This is a genomic window from Streptomyces solicavernae, from assembly GCF_029968095.1.
GTDB classification, from domain to species: Bacteria; Actinomycetota; Actinomycetes; order Streptomycetales; family Streptomycetaceae; genus Streptomyces; species Streptomyces solicavernae.
In genome coordinates, this window is the sequence record NZ_JASCIR010000001.1 from 219277 (window position 1) to 233122 (window position 13846).

Annotated in this window: 16 protein-coding genes; 8 read left to right on the forward strand and 8 right to left on the reverse strand. The window is 70.3% G+C overall.

What is annotated here, in order from left to right; translation table 11 throughout:
* Positions 1-26: 26 nt before the first annotated feature.
* The gene (locus QIS99_RS00990; protein ID WP_282509362.1) at positions 27-809 is read right to left on the reverse strand and encodes a DUF881 domain-containing protein; all 783 of its coding nucleotides are present in this window, start codon (positions 807-809) and stop codon (positions 27-29) included.
* Between the two features lie 146 nt (positions 810-955).
* Between QIS99_RS00990 and crgA the strand changes: the two genes are divergently transcribed.
* Positions 956-1213 (forward strand): cell division protein CrgA, encoded by a 258-nt coding sequence (gene crgA / locus QIS99_RS00995; RefSeq protein ID WP_282509364.1) that lies wholly within the window; start codon positions 956-958, stop codon positions 1211-1213.
* 373 nt (positions 1214-1586) lie between these two features.
* On the opposite strand, the gene QIS99_RS01000 is transcribed toward crgA, so the two are convergent.
* Both QIS99_RS01000 and QIS99_RS01005 read right to left on the reverse strand, forming a co-directional pair.
* Positions 1587-2471, reverse strand: coding sequence for a rhomboid family intramembrane serine protease (locus QIS99_RS01000; protein WP_282509366.1), 885 nt, complete (start codon positions 2469-2471; stop codon positions 1587-1589).
* 104 nt (positions 2472-2575) lie between these two features.
* A complete protein-coding gene (locus tag QIS99_RS01005) occupies positions 2576-3109 on the reverse strand; it encodes a peptidylprolyl isomerase (protein WP_282509368.1) in 534 nt (177 codons plus the stop codon).
* Positions 3110-3397: 288 nt separating this feature from the next.
* On the opposite strand from QIS99_RS01005, the gene QIS99_RS01010 reads away from it, so the two are divergent.
* Entirely contained in the window at positions 3398-4141 is a 744-nt protein-coding gene (locus QIS99_RS01010) for a DUF5324 family protein (protein ID WP_282509370.1), read from the forward strand.
* A 79-nt stretch (positions 4142-4220) separates the two neighbouring features.
* Here QIS99_RS01010 and QIS99_RS01015 read toward each other — a convergent pair whose 3' ends face one another.
* On the reverse strand, positions 4221-4484 hold the full coding sequence (locus tag QIS99_RS01015) for a hypothetical protein (RefSeq protein WP_349017260.1): 264 nt from the start codon (positions 4482-4484) through the stop codon (positions 4221-4223).
* 309 nt (positions 4485-4793) lie between these two features.
* On the opposite strand from QIS99_RS01015, the gene sigK reads away from it, so the two are divergent.
* Both sigK and QIS99_RS01025 read left to right on the forward strand, forming a co-directional pair.
* Positions 4794-5378, forward strand: coding sequence for an ECF RNA polymerase sigma factor SigK (sigK, locus tag QIS99_RS01020; protein WP_282509372.1), 585 nt, complete (start codon positions 4794-4796; stop codon positions 5376-5378).
* A complete protein-coding gene (locus tag QIS99_RS01025; protein WP_282509374.1) occupies positions 5375-6130 on the forward strand; it encodes an anti-sigma factor in 756 nt (251 codons plus the stop codon). The genes sigK and QIS99_RS01025 overlap by 4 nt, the downstream gene beginning before the upstream one ends.
* A 436-nt stretch (positions 6131-6566) precedes the next feature.
* On the opposite strand, the gene QIS99_RS01030 is transcribed toward QIS99_RS01025, so the two are convergent.
* Positions 6567-7235, reverse strand: a complete 669-nt coding sequence (locus QIS99_RS01030; RefSeq protein WP_282509375.1) for a fasciclin domain-containing protein — start codon at positions 7233-7235, stop codon at positions 6567-6569.
* A 238-nt stretch (positions 7236-7473) separates the two neighbouring features.
* Here QIS99_RS01030 and QIS99_RS01035 point away from each other — a divergent pair, with 238 nt between their 5' ends.
* The 3 genes from QIS99_RS01035 (at position 7474) to QIS99_RS01045 (ending at position 10156) form a co-directional block, all read left to right on the forward strand.
* A complete protein-coding gene (locus QIS99_RS01035; protein WP_282509891.1) occupies positions 7474-9051 on the forward strand; it encodes a sulfite oxidase in 1578 nt (525 codons plus the stop codon).
* 144 nt (positions 9052-9195) lie between these two features.
* Positions 9196-9300: a CorA family divalent cation transporter gene (locus QIS99_RS01040; RefSeq protein ID WP_408909457.1), complete on the forward strand. Its 105-nt coding sequence runs from the start codon at positions 9196-9198 to the stop codon at positions 9298-9300.
* A 169-nt stretch (positions 9301-9469) separates the two neighbouring features.
* The gene (locus QIS99_RS01045; RefSeq protein WP_282509893.1) at positions 9470-10156 is read left to right on the forward strand and encodes a 4'-phosphopantetheinyl transferase family protein; all 687 of its coding nucleotides are present in this window, start codon (positions 9470-9472) and stop codon (positions 10154-10156) included.
* Between the two features lie 27 nt (positions 10157-10183).
* Here QIS99_RS01045 and QIS99_RS01050 read toward each other — a convergent pair whose 3' ends face one another.
* Positions 10184-10522, reverse strand: coding sequence for a VOC family protein (locus QIS99_RS01050; RefSeq protein WP_282509376.1), 339 nt, complete (start codon positions 10520-10522; stop codon positions 10184-10186).
* A gap of 525 nt (positions 10523-11047) precedes the next feature.
* Between QIS99_RS01050 and QIS99_RS01055 the strand changes: the two genes are divergently transcribed.
* Complete coding sequence (locus QIS99_RS01055) at positions 11048-11545, forward strand: MarR family winged helix-turn-helix transcriptional regulator (protein WP_282509378.1); 498 nt, start codon at positions 11048-11050, stop codon at positions 11543-11545.
* 54 nt (positions 11546-11599) lie between these two features.
* Here QIS99_RS01055 and QIS99_RS01060 read toward each other — a convergent pair whose 3' ends face one another.
* Both QIS99_RS01060 and QIS99_RS01065 read right to left on the reverse strand, forming a co-directional pair.
* Positions 11600-12928 (reverse strand): cation:proton antiporter, encoded by a 1329-nt coding sequence (locus QIS99_RS01060; RefSeq protein ID WP_282509380.1) that lies wholly within the window; start codon positions 12926-12928, stop codon positions 11600-11602.
* Between the two features lie 184 nt (positions 12929-13112).
* On the reverse strand, positions 13113-13772 hold the full coding sequence (locus tag QIS99_RS01065; RefSeq protein WP_282509382.1) for a class I SAM-dependent methyltransferase: 660 nt from the start codon (positions 13770-13772) through the stop codon (positions 13113-13115).
* Positions 13773-13846: the final 74 nt, after the last annotated feature.

Consider the following 13846-nt stretch of genomic DNA (forward strand, 5'->3'; position numbering starts at 1 on the left):
CTTCCCAGAGGGCTCTCGCCGAGCGGCTACTCCACGGGCTTCGCGTAGTGGAGGTCCACTGTGCCCGAGTAGCCGGGAAGAGTCATCGCCCGGTGCTCGTCGACTTTCCAGCCGAGCCCGTAGGCGTTGACGTACAGCATGTAGTTCTGGATCTCCGGCGAGGCGGCGAGCGCCTGCCGCAGCTTCTCGGGCTCGCCGACGGCGGTGACCTTGTACGGGGGCGAGTAGACGCGGCCCTGGAGGATCAGGGTGTTGCCGACGCAGCGGACGGCGCTGGTGGAGATCAGCCGCTGGTCCATGACCCTGATGCCCTTGGCGCCGCCCTTCCACAGGGCGTTGACGACGGCCTGCAGGTCCTGCTGGTGGATGACCAGGTCGTTGGGGAGCGGCTCGGGGTAGCCGGGGAGCTTCGCGGTGGCGCCCGGGGGTGCGTCGGTGAGGGTGACGGAGACGGCCTCGCCCTTGAGCTTCTTCGTGCCGGCGTCCTTCTCCAGGGCGTCGAGCTTGGCCTCCTCGGCCTCGGAGCTGCCGTTGTCCCGCTCGGCGAGGGCGTCGACCTCTTCGCGCAGGGCGCCGTTGGCCTCGTCGAGCAGGCCGTTCTTGTGGCTGCGTTCCTGGATGAGGTCGGAGAGCTTGAGCAGGGACGCGTCGGTACGGATGTTCGTACCCTTGGCAGTGTTGAAGCTCGTGAAGAAGATCAGCCCGGCGAGCGCGAACACGGCGGCCGTGAGGAGCCGCACGGGGCGCAGACCAGGGCTGCGACCAGGCGCCTTGGTGGCCTCGTCGGAGGAGTCGGCAGAATTGCTCAACGTACCCTTACTCCTTACGGCGCGGCGGAAGCACTACGCTAACGGACGCTTGGGGGAGAGCATCGTTCCCCCATCGTCGTCCCCGCCCGGCGCCAGCCGAACCGTTCTCTGCGCGGCCACGCAGCGCATCGACAGGAGAAACCCTCGTGCCGAAGTCACGTATCCGCAAGAAGGCCGACTACACGCCGCCGCCTTCGTCGAAGCAGGCGGCCAACATCAAGCTGACCAGCCGCGGCTGGGTGGCCCCCGTCATGCTGGCGCTGTTCCTGATCGGCCTCGCCTGGATCGTCGTCTTCTACGTGACGGAGACGAAGCTCCCGGTCGAGGCGCTCGGCAACTGGAACATCGTGGTGGGCTTCGGGTTCATCGCGGCCGGCTTCGGCGTCTCCACGCAGTGGAAGTAGCGCGCTAGTACCGTGCTCGGGCAGCGACGCGCAAGCCCTGCCCCGAGCTGTCCGCTGAGTTATCCACAGCCGTTTCCACAGCTGCGGAAAACTCAGAAGATCTGTGGATAACCCCTGTGGCGTTGACGCCGGTACGACCGGGCCTGCGCCCTGTGGAATCCCGCACGCCCCTTGTCCTTCCTGGGAAAACCCAGGTCAGCGACAAGGGGCACTGCTGTTCCCCACAGCGTGCACAAGATCCGCCACACGCTGTGGACAACTTCGGCCACAGCGTGTGCACAACCGTCCACTTCCGGTACCGAACGGCTCGGTCCGCTTCCGGTACCGAACGGCTCGGTCCACTTCCGGTACCGAACGGCTCGGTTCGCACCGCTCAGCCGAGCTGCGCGGTCCGCACGATCACCGTGCCGAGCACGAGCAGCAGCACCAGCCCGCACGTCGCCCACTGCACCAGGGCCCGCCGCTCCTTCGGCGCGTGCACGAGCCCGTACGCGACGGCGACGCCCGCGACGAGTCCGCCGACGTGCGCCTGCCAGGCGATGTTGGGCACGGTGAACGTGAAGACCATGTTCAGCGCGAGCAGCGCGAGGACCGGCCGCATGTCGTAGTCGAGCCGGCGCATCAGCACCGCCGTCGCACCCATCAGGCCGAACACCGCACCGGAGGCACCGAGCGAGGGCTGCAGCGGCGAGGAGAACAGGTACGACAGCGCGCTGCCGGCGAGCCCGGAGAGCAGATACAGCGCCACGTACCGCGCCCGGCCGAGCGCCGACTCAAGCGGGCCGCCGAGCCACCAGATCCCCAGCATGTTGAACGCGATGTGCCAGATCTGCTCGTGCAGGAACATGGACGTGACCAGGCGGTACCACTCACCGCTGGCGACGCCCCACGGGAAGTAGGAGGCGCCGCCCACCAGGAACAGCTCGCTGACCAGCTCCGGCCGCACCGACACCAGCACGAACACCGCGACATTGAGCCCGATGAGGATCTTGGTGATCAGCCGCGGATCGCCCGCGGCGACGGCGCCGCCCGCGATGGTGCGCGGCCGGTTCGCCGAGGGCGCGTGCCCGGTGCCCGAGCCCTCGCGTACGCACGTCGGGCACTGGAAGCCGACCGAGGCGCTGACCATGCACTCCGGGCAGATCGGCCGCTCGCAGCGGGTGCAGCGGATCCCCGTCTCGCGGTCCGGGTGGCGATAACAGCAGGGCAGGCCGGACGCGTCCTGCGGCTCCTGCGGACTGCCGGGCGCCTGGTCCATGAGTGACCTCACTCTCGTACGACGGCACGGGCACGCAACGCACCGCCCCGCTCATCCATACGGACGAGCGGGGCGAAAAGGTTCCCGGCGGGAGCCGGCGGAGCTCAGCCCTCGCGCTTCTCGACGACGACCGACTCGATGACGACGTCGTTGACCGGGCGGTCGGTGCGCGGGTTGGTCTGCGTGGCCGCAATGGCGTCCACGACCTTCTGGCTCGCGGTGTCGGTGACCTCGCCGAAGATGGTGTGCTTACGGGTCAGCCAGGCGGTCGGCGAGACGGTGATGAAGAACTGCGAGCCGTTGGTGCCGGGGCCCGCGTTGGCCATCGCCAGGAGGTAGGGCCGGTCGAAGCCGAGCTCCGGGTGGAACTCGTCCTTGAACTCGTAGCCCGGGCCGCCGGTGCCGTTGCCCAGCGGGTCGCCGCCCTGGATCATGAAGCCGCTGATCACGCGGTGGAAGACCGTGCCGTCGTACAGCCTGTCCGTGGACTTCTTGCCGGTGGCCGGGTGCGTCCACTCCCGCTCGCCCTGGGCGAGTTCCACGAAGTTCGCAACCGTCTTGGGCGCGTGGTTCGGCAGCAGCCGGATCTCGATGTCGCCTTGGTTGGTCTTCAGGGTGGCGTAAAGCTGCTCAGCCACGATCTGCCTTCCGTTGCCTTCTCCGATGCCTTCTCTGACGCCCCGAATCCTCCCACGGATCCGCGCCCCGGAGAGCGAACCCGTAGGAGCCCGTACGGCGATCGGAACCCGTACGAGAAGGGGACAGATGCGCCGGAACCGAGGAGACTGGGCACGACGTTCGGGTGTCCGACGCGAACACGGAGTACCCGGATGCCTGCCCACGCGTGCCGCCCCGTCCCCCGACGGGCATGATCCGAAAAAGGGTGGAAAGGTGAAATACCGTACGCCACCGAGGAGGAGGAACCCGTGACCCGCATCGACCACGCGCGCGCCGCGGCAAGCTCGGCGAAGGACAGCGTGCGTCACGCCGCGGAAGTGGTGGCGCCCTACGCCGACACGGCCAAGGACCGGGCGGCGCTCTACGCGCACGAAGCCCGCGTACGGCTGGCGCCGAAGGTGACCGACGCCGCCCATCAGGCGGCCGAGCAGGCACGCGCCCAGTACGGCGCGCATCTCGCCCCGCGGCTCGAACAGGCCCGCACGCAGGCCCTCACGCATGTGCCGCCGACCCTGGACCGGGCCGCGCACCAGACCCGCCGGGCGGCCCGGCAGGCGGCGGACGCGGCCCGGCCGCACGTCGAACAGGCCGTCGCCGCCGCGCAGCCCGTGGCGACGGAAGCGGCCGCGCGCGGCAGCGCCGCCGTCTCCGCGCTGCGCGGGCAGGTCTCGCCGAAGGAGATCGAGCACCTGGTCCGCAAGCACCGGCGCCGCGCCTTCGCCGGCCGCGCCCTGAAGCGGATCGGTGTGGTCGGCCTGCTCGGCGTCGCCGCGTTCGCCGCGTGGAAGTGGTGGGACAAGCAGGCCAACCCGGACTGGCTCGTGGAACCCCCGGCCCCCACCGAAGTACCGGACTCGTCCCGCCTGTCCGCGGTCGACGGCAGCCGCCAGGACGCCCTCGACCCCGAGGTCCGGGCCAAGCAGGCCGAGGCGGAGGAGGCCGCACGGCGCGACGGGGGCGACTGGACCCCGCAGCGGCCGGAGGACAGCTGACCGAGGCGGCCCGTGGATGCCGTGGGGCGGAGGACAACAGGTCTTCCGCCCCACTGCGTTCCCCTATGCGGTTGCAGTACTAGGGCGGCACTTGGCGGCTGAGCAGGCGGGCGACCGCTGTGGCCGTCGTGCGGTGCCGGCGGGTGCTGTTGCGGAGCATCGCGTGGTCGGCGCCGGGCAGCAGGTCCGTCCGCGCGCCGGCCGTACGGGCCCGGTGCAGGAACACCGCCGAGGCGCGCGGGTCGGTGACGCGGTCGCGCTCGCCGTGCAGCACGACCACGTCCTTGTCCCGCAGGTGCGCGACGGGTTCGCCGTACGGGCACCAGGGCGCGAGGGCGACCACGGCCCGTACGGCGGCCGCCTTCGAGGGGTCCGCCTGCGAGGGGTCCGCCTGCGAGCCGTGGGCTGATCGGGCTGGTCGGGCTGGACTGGCCGGTCGGGCTGGACTGGCGGGTCGGGCTGGACTGGCTGGACTGGCGGGTCGGGCTGGACTGGCTGGACTGGCGGGTCGGGCTGGGCTGGCGGGTCGGGCGCCTGGGCACTCATGCTCCTCGTTCGTGGCCGCGGGACAGGTGGATGGCCCGCTCGACCCATCCGCGGCCCGGACGGGTCCGGATTACCTCTGACACCCGTGCCTACCCCGGAGCAGCCCGTGAAGGAAGCCGTGTCCACCGGCGGAGCCCCCTCCGCCGAGCCAGACCTGCAGGAGCTGATGCGCCGGGTGGCCCTGGGCGACCAGGAGGCGTTCGCGTCGGTGTACGACAGGACGATGGGGCCCGTGCTCGGCACCGTGCGCGCCGTGCTGCGCGACCACGCCCAGTCCGAGGAGGTGGCGCAGGAGATCATGGTCGAGCTCTGGCGGACCGCCGCCCGGTACCGGGCGGACCGGGGGACGGCGATCAACTGGATCCTGACCCTGGCCCACCGCCGGGCGGTCGACCGGGTGCGCTCCGCCGAGGCAGCCGCGGCCCGCGACCGCAAGGCGGCGCTCCTCGACCGGACGCCCGCGTACGACACGGTGACCGAGCAGGTGGAGGCCCGGCTCGAACGGGAGCAGGTGCGGCGCTGCATGCGCACGCTGACCGAGATCCAGCGCCAGGCCGTCACCCTCGCCTACTACCGCGGGCTCACCTACCGTGAGGTCGCCGAAGTCCTGACGCTGCCCCTCGGCACCGTGAAAACCCGTATGCGCGACGGTCTGATCCGGCTGCGTGACTGCCTGGGGGTGACCGCGTGAACACCGCTGACCTGCACACGCTGACCGGCGCGTACGCCGTCGACGCGCTGTCCGACACCGAGCGGGCGGCGTTCGAGCGGCATCTGTCCGGGTGTGCGCCCTGCACGCAGGAGACGGCCGAGCTGACGGCGACCTCCGCACGGCTCGGCCTCGCGGTCAGCGTCACGCCGCGGGCCGAGCTGCGGGACGAGGTGCTGCGACGGATCACGACGGTCCGTCAGGAGACGCCCCGTGAGGCCGGTGCGGCCACCTCGGCGCCGCGGGCCACCGCGCGCCGGATGCTGCTGTCGCGCTGGGCGCTCGCCGCGTGCGTGGCGGCGGCCGCGGCGTTCGGCGGCGTCGCGGTGTGGCAGCACGAGCGCGCCGAGGACGCCCTCGACCAGGCCAGGCAGGCCGCACAGGACGCCGACCGGGTCGCCGCCGTGCTCGCGGCGCCGGACGCCCGCAGCGGTTCGGCGAAGCTGGGCGACGGTGCGACCGGCACGGTCGTCGTCTCCAGGAGCCAGGACAAGGCCGTGTTCGTTGTCTCCGGGATGGCGCCGCCGCCTCAGGGCAAGACGTACCAGCTGTGGTTCGACGAGGGCGGGACGATGCGTTCCGCCGGGCTCATGGAACCGGGGCGCAGCGCGCAGACGGTGCTGATGAGCGGCACCGTGGCCGGGGCGTCCGGCATGGGGATCACCGTCGAGCCGGCCGGCGGCTCGGAGCAGCCGACGTCCCCGCCGGTGGCACTGATGCCGCTGCCGGCCTGAGCCCAGGGCCGGTTGCCGGCCCGGCCGTTGGTAGGTGCGCGGCGCAGCCGTGGGGTACGTGCGCGGGCGAGCGTGGCGTACGTGCGCGGCGCAGCCGTGGGGTACGTGCGCGGGCGAGCGTGGCGTACGTGCGCGGCGCAGCCGTGGGGTACGTGCGCGGGCGAGCGCGGCGTACGTGCGCGGCCCGGCCGGTCGGACCACGGCGCCCTGCAGTAGGTAGACCATGCGCAGGGCGTGGAGGTGCGGGGAGCCGGGGGCCCCACACGGCCGTAGGGCGGTGACCAGGACGCGACGGACCGGGTCACCGCCCGCGCCCGACGAGGCGACGGGTAATCCGGGGCCGGGGAGGGGACGGGCCGATCCGAGGCCGGGGAGGCGACGGATCGGGCGGAGACCATGAGAAGAAGCGGCGCCGGATTCAGCTCTCGTGCCCGGTTCAGCTCTTGGGCATGAGCACCGAGTCGATGATGTAGACGTTGGCGTTGGCGGTCTTGACGTTGCCGCAGACCACGGTGGCCGAGTCGGCGACCTTGAAGGACTCTCCGGAGCCGGAGGTGCTGACCTTCGTCTTCGCCAGGGTGTCGAAGGAGCCGTTCTCCAGGTCCTTCGGAGTGAGCTTCTGGGCAACCACGTGGTGGGTCAGGATCTTGGTCAGCTGCTCCTTGTCGTTGAGGACCTTGTCCAGGTCCGCCTTCGGGATCTTGCCGAAGGCGTCGTTGGTGGGCGCGAAGACGGTGATGTCCTTCGCGTTGTTCAGGGTGTCGACGAGGCCGGCCTTCTTGACGGCGGTGACCAGTGTGGACAGGGCCGGGTTGTTGGATGCGGCGGTGGCGACGGGGTCCTTGGCCATCCCGTCGAACGAGCCCGCGCCCTCCTCGGGGACGGACGCACAGGCCGGACCGAACGGCTCGTTCGATGTTCCCGCACCGTCCGCGGGGGCGGACGTCCCGGACTCCTTCTCCTTCGACCCTTCCTTCGATGCGGACGAGGCGGCGCTGTCGGACGCCTTGTCCTGGGAACCGCTGTCGGAGCAGGCGGTCAGGGACAGCGGCAGCACAACGGCAGCGGCGACGGCGACGGCGGCACGACGGACTCGGTTCTGCATGGCAATCCCTCAGCGATCGGATACGTGAGGGCGCTCTGCCCTCATCACAGGTGATCCGGGGCGAGTTCGGGAACGGATTGGTCGCTCCAAGCCGGAACCGGCACGGGAACGGATTACTTACGTGGACGACGTGGACGACGAGGACGTGGACGGCGAGGACGACGTGGACGACGTGGACGACGTGGACGACGTGGACGACGTGGACGGCGAGGACGACGTGGACGACGTGGACGACGAAATGACAGTGCAGGGCCTGAGGCGGCTGTCTCTCGGCGCGCTGAGCGGCCTGCTCGCCGGGTACGCGGCGCTCGCGGTCGCCGAGCTGGTCGCCGCCGCCGTACGGCCCGAGTCGGGGCCGGTCGTCGCGGTCGGCGGCGCGGCGATCGACCGTACGCCCGCCGCCGTGAAGGACTGGGCGATCCGCCAGTTCGGTACGCACGACAAGCTGGTGCTGCAGCTCGGCATCCTCGCCGTGCTCTGCGGCCTGGCCCTGTTCCTCGGCGTGCTCGCGACCCGGTGGCGCCGTATCGGCTCGCTCGGCGTCCTCGCCTTCGGCGTGGTCGGGGCGCTGGCCGCCACCGGGCGGCCCGACTCGGTCGGCGTGGCCGACGCCCTGCCCTCCGTGGCCGGTGGGCTGGTCGGCACAGCGCTCCTGTACTTGCTGATCGGCCGCCTCGGACCGGCCGAGCCGCCCGCCGCCACAGGGGAGGAGGCAGACCGGTCCGGCTTCGACCGCCGCGGCTTCATCCTCGCCGCGACCGCCGCAGCCGCCGCGTCGACCGGCGCCGGGCTCGCGGGCCGGGCGCTGACCGGTTCGCAGGGGCGCGGCGCCGTCGCCTCCCGCAAGGACGTGCTGCTCCCCGCACCGTCGTCCAGCGCCGCGCCCACCCCCCGTGGAGCCGCGCTGCGCATCAAGGGGATCAGCCCGTTCGTGACGCCCAACCGCGACTTCTACCGCGTCGACACCGCCCTGGTCGTCCCCAAGGTCGACGCCACCACCTGGAAGCTCCGTATCCACGGCAGGGGCGTCGCCCGCGAACGGACCCTGACCTTCGACGACTTGCTGAGGATGCCGCTCATCGAGCGCTCCATCACCCTGACCTGCGTCTCCAATGAGGTCGGCGGCCCGTACGTCGGCAACGCCCGCTGGATCGGCGTACCCCTGGCCGATCTGCTCCGGCAGTGCGGCGTCAGGCCGCCGTCCGAGGGCGGGCCCGCCGACCAGCTCGTGGCGCGCTCCGTGGACGGCATGACGCTCGGCACGCCCGTCGAGGACGTGCTCGACGGGCGCGACGCGATGCTCGCCGTCGGCATGAACGGCGAACCGCTGCCGTTCGTGCACGGCTTCCCGGTCCGCATGCTGGTGCCCGGCCTGTACGGCTATGTCTCGGCCTGCAAGTGGATCAAGGAGATCGAGCTGACCACGTTCGACGCGTACGACACATACTGGGTGAAACGAGACTGGGCGCCGCGCGCTCCGGTCAAGACCCAGTCCCGTATCGACACCCCCAAGCCGTTCGCCCGCCCGGCCGCGGGGACCGTCATGGTGGCCGGGGTCGCCTGGGCCCAGCACCGCGGCATCGACAAGGTCGAGGTCCGGGTCGACGACGGCCCGTGGCAGGAGGCCCGCCTCGCCGCCGAGGACACCCGGGACACCTGGCGCCAGTGGTCGTACGAGTGGAAGGCTGACCCCGGCACCCACACCCTGGCCGTCCGCGCCACCGACCGCACGGGCAGGACCCAGACCGGGCGCCGCACGCCCACCATCCCGGACGGCGCCTCCGGCCGGCACTCGGTCGTCGTCACGGTCGACTGACGCAGATGCCCCAGCGACCCCGTCGTAGGGGCACCGCCTACCAACCTCGCGAGTCCCGGTCAGCAGCCTCCAGAGGTCGCGGGGTGGTGCCACCGACCTGAAGGGTGGCGGCTGGGGGCCAAACAGCGGTATGAACTTCGACAAGTGCCCGAGCTGCACTGGCCGTTCGGCTACCCGTTCGCGATCGGCCTGATGGGCATGGTGTGCCTGGGTTTGTACATTGTCTTCAAGCGGCGGGGCCGGCTCTGAGCAACAGTCGGCGCGAGCCCGCTCCCCCTCCCGGCTGGGTTGGCCGGGGCAAACGGATCCGCCCCAGGGGCTCTTCCCCGACGCCATGAGGTGTGGTCCCGTGGTGACGCATCCGAACGGCGCCGCCCGGCAGACGGCGCCGCATCACGCCCAAGAAAGGGCCGAGCCGGTGATCGAGGAACTGCTCCCGGACCCGGTGGTCGCCGTGGAGAGCCGAGAGGCCGACGACGACCGCGCCGCACTCCCCCCCGATGAAGAGGCGGTGGTGGCACGGGTGGTGGCCAAACGGCGCCACGAGTTCACCGCGGTACGCACCTGCGCCCGCCGGGCCATGGTGAAGCTCGGCCTCCCCCCGCAGCCCGTCCTGCCGGGAGAGCACGGCGCCCCGCGCTGGCCCGAGGGCCTGCTCGGCAGCATGACCCACTGCGACGGATACCGGGCCGCCGCCCTCACCCGCGCCACCAGCCTGGCCTCCCTCGGCATCGACGCCGAGCCGCACCGTCCGCTCCGGGACGGCGTTCTGCGTTCCGTGTCGCTTCCCGCCGAGCGGGACCGTCTGGCCGCCCTCGCCGACGGGCGGCCCGACATCCACTGGGACCGACTGCTGTTCAGCGCCAAGGAGTCCGTGTACAAGGCCTGGTTCCCCCTGACGGGGATGTGGCTCGGCTTCGAGGAGGCGGCCATCGAGCTCCACCAGGATCCTGAGGAAGCCGATGCAGCGCCGCAGGGACGCTTCCGGGCCGAGCTCCTCCTCCCCGGACCGCTGGTGGGGAGACACAGGATCGGGCAATTCGAGGGGCGGTGGACCGTCCGCGACGGCCTGGTCGCCACCGCGCTGACGGTCCCCCACCCCTGATTCCGGTGATTCCGGCCGGGATCAGCCCTACTCGCCGGCCGCCTGGAAGAGGCTGAACTCCACTCCCTGGTCATCGACACAGTTGGCGAACCTTCCCGCGGGGATGGTCACCGTCTCGCCCGCCGTGCCGCCGAGTTCACGGACCCGGTCGGTGGCCGCGTTCAGGTCGTCGACGCCGAAGTAGACGCGCGGGAACTTCGATGTGTCCCCGTGCGGGAAGCCACCCATCGGGCTCGGGCCGTGAATCATCGAGTAACCCGGGAAGTTCCCCTTCTTGAACTCCCACCCGAACAGCGACTCCCAGAACTTCGCCGTTGCCCCGGCGTCCTTACCGGGCAGGTCGAAGAAGACGATGTCTCCACTCATGGTGCTCTCCTCATACGTGTGGATGTGGACTGCTGTAGATCGGAGCGTCGATGAACGGCACACACCCGCGGCGCGGCAGCGCGACCGGACGGGCGGTCGCCATCACACCCTCCCTCGGAGGCTCCGTGCTCGACATCCGAACAATATCCTCATGGGTACTGATGGTCTGGGTACTGATGGTCTCCAACTCCCACTATTCATAGTGGATTTGATCAGTCGGCTTGTCAATCTGGGCCAAAGACGATGAACGACACCTGCGTGCCAGGTTCTGCGGCCGCATCGCTCCCGCCCCCTCTAGCGGCAGCGGCGATACTCTTTGCACGTCGATCCGGTGTGGCATGGAACAAGGGCGTGCAACGTCGCCCCGACCTTGTTCGAACGGCTCTTCACAGTCGACTGACGAACAGGTCCGAATAAGTGAATGGACGCCACTGGCTCGTCAAGCCTGGTAGCGCTAAGCTCGTCATGGTGGCTGACTGTCTTGGCTGACCACAATCAAACCACTGAGCATAGACAGGTCAGACGATGGATGACATTAACCAAACGGATACCAACCCGAACGGATCGCCAACCCTGCCGCCGAACTTCGCGAACTCCATCGGGTTTCTGCTGAACAAGGCCGGGCAGCTCCTGACCGCGCAGTTCGAGACCGAGCTTGCTCCGTACGGACTCAGCGCGCGGAACTGGGGAATCCTCCGGTTCATCGACGTCAACGGCAACCGCTCGCAGCAGTACATCGGTGAGCACCTGCGTATCGACCGGTCGACGATGGTGACCCTGGTCGACGAACTGGAGCGGATGGGCTACGTCGTCAGGCTGCGTGACCAGCACGACCGCCGACGCTACGCCGTGACGCTGACCGAGTACGGGGAGCGCCAGCTCCGCGGTGGCCTCGACTCGGTCGAGGAGAAGGTGACGAAACGGTTCCTTGCGCCCGTAAGCGAACAGAGCCGCGAGCGCTTGATCTCGATCCTGATTTCGTTGGTTGTACCCGACGACGTCGCGTCGTCGGACGCCGGCTGACGGAAACACTCCGGGCGGCCGGGGACGGCGACCCCGTCAGGAGGGCGGGGGCCGTCACCCCCCTTCCGGCCGCTTCGCGCCCACGGGCCGGGCGAGCTTGGTGCACTTCGTCTCCCCGATCCGCTGCTCGGCCAGCTCCCGCAGGTCCGCGTCGATCATGTGGCTCGGATAGGCGCAGCGCAGCAGTGGTGCGGTCATGGCGGTGGTGACGAGGGCCATGACCACCATCAGCGAGTACAACTCCGCATCGAGCAGACCCAGTTGCAGGCCGACGCCGAGGATGATCAGTTCGGTGAGGCCGCGGGTGTTCATGAGGATGCCCAGCGTCGTGGCCGACCTCCGGGGCTGGCCGGCGAACCGTGCCCCCAGATAGGCGCCTCCGAACTTGCCGCCGATCGCCACGAGCAGGATCAGCCCCAGTTTGCCGAGCCCGTCACCGCCCACTGTGGTCAGGTCCACTTTCAATCCCAACACGGCGAAGTAAGCCGGCAACAGCATCCAGATGATCGTCTCGAACCGGTCCCTGACCGCCGCTCGCAGCCTCTCTGTGCCACGCCGTGGCACGATCGCGCCGACGAGGAACACACCGAAGATGAAGTGCAGCCCGAGCCACTCGCTCAGCGCGCCGGAGACCAGCAGCAGCGCCGTCAGGGTGACGAGCTGCGTGGCACTGAGGCCTTGCTCCACGACCCCGTGTTCCGGGGCTCCTCGGCCCCGGGTCGGCGCGGCCAAGAGCCTGCCGAGCAACGGCCGCAGCACCCACACCATGGCCAGTGCGTACGGCACGACCAGCAGGACCTGCCAGGAGTTCTGGCTCCCGGCGAAGGTGAGCAGCGCCGCGAGCAGCAGCCAGGCCGCCACGTCCCCGACGGCCGCACTCGCCAGGGCCAATGCGCCGACCCTGGTGTGCTGGATCCGCCGGTCGGTGAGGATGCGGGCCAGCACCGGGAACGCCGTGATGGACATGGCCGCGCCGATGAACAGCAGGAAGCCGAGGCGGTGTTCGACCGCGTGGTCGTTCCACAGGTACAGCGCGAGCAGGACACCGAGTCCGAACGCGCAGACGATCGACCCGACGGCCACCCCGGCCGTGACCCGCCCGTTCCCGCGCAGGAGCCGGTAGTCGAGTTCGAGACCGACCAGGAACATGAAGAGCGCGACCCCGAGGTTGCCGAGCGTGGTGAGCATCGGCCGGGTGTCGAGAGGTACGAGCATTTCCGACAGGGCACCGTGAAACAGGGTCGGACCGAGCAGGATGCCGGCCAGGATCTCGCCGATGACCGCGGGCTGGCCGCACCGCCGCGCGAGGCGCCCGAGCACGTGCGCGAGCACGAGTATCAATGCCAGACCGACCGTGATCATGACTGTTTGGTGGGTGGTCACGAGCACTCCTTCTGCACGGGTGCAGTCCTTCGCGTGGGCAAGAAGAACGAGCGGCTCCGGCAACGGGCACCGGACCCTGGCCATCGGTCACCCGGCAGTCCGGCAGTCCGGCAGGGGCACGAGGACTCTGTGTGAAGGCGGCACCGGCCCACGCCACCCGTGCGGGGCCGGTGCGGGAAGGCGACTACCGCTTGTGTGCGACGAGCAGCAGCGCCGGGACCAGCACCCGGCCCTTCTCGTCGGTCCCGAGAGCCTTGTCGCCGAGCTCCGGGGCCAGCCGCGCCGCGATGGAGGACGGCTCCAGCCGATCGATCTCCCAGTCCTTCTCCACGAGCGTCGCCAGCTCGTCGGCGCTGAACAAGGTCGGCCCCTTCGGCATCACCGACCGCGCGTCCCGGGCGAACGTGAGGATCGAGAGCGTTGCGTCGTCGGTGGTGGAGCGGGCGAGGCACACCAGGTAGTCCGCGCGCTTGTCGTCCGGGACGGCCGGTATCGTCCCCGAGTCGACGACCGCGCGGAAGCGCCCCTCGTAGCCCTGCAACGTGGTCAGGTCGGCCACGTCGAACGTGACCGGGAGGTCGTGACCTTCCGTCGCCTGTTCCGCGGCCGCGATGGCGGACGGCGCCGAGTCGAGCCCGACGACCGTGTATCCCAGCCGGGCCAGGAACAGGCTCGTGACCCCGACTCCGCAGCCGGCGTCCAGGACATCGCTGCGGAACACCCCCTGCGGTTCGAGCTCGGCCAGCTTGGGCTGGGGCTCCCCGATGTTCCACGGCACCCAGGGGACGTTCTGTGCGGACTCCCGGCCCTGGTAGACGGCGTCGAAGTCGGTCTCGTGCTGCATGACGGATTCTCCTGTCAGAGGTCGGTGGTCGGTGCGAGTCGCCTCGGGCGGGGTCGGATGCGGATGGAGCGTCG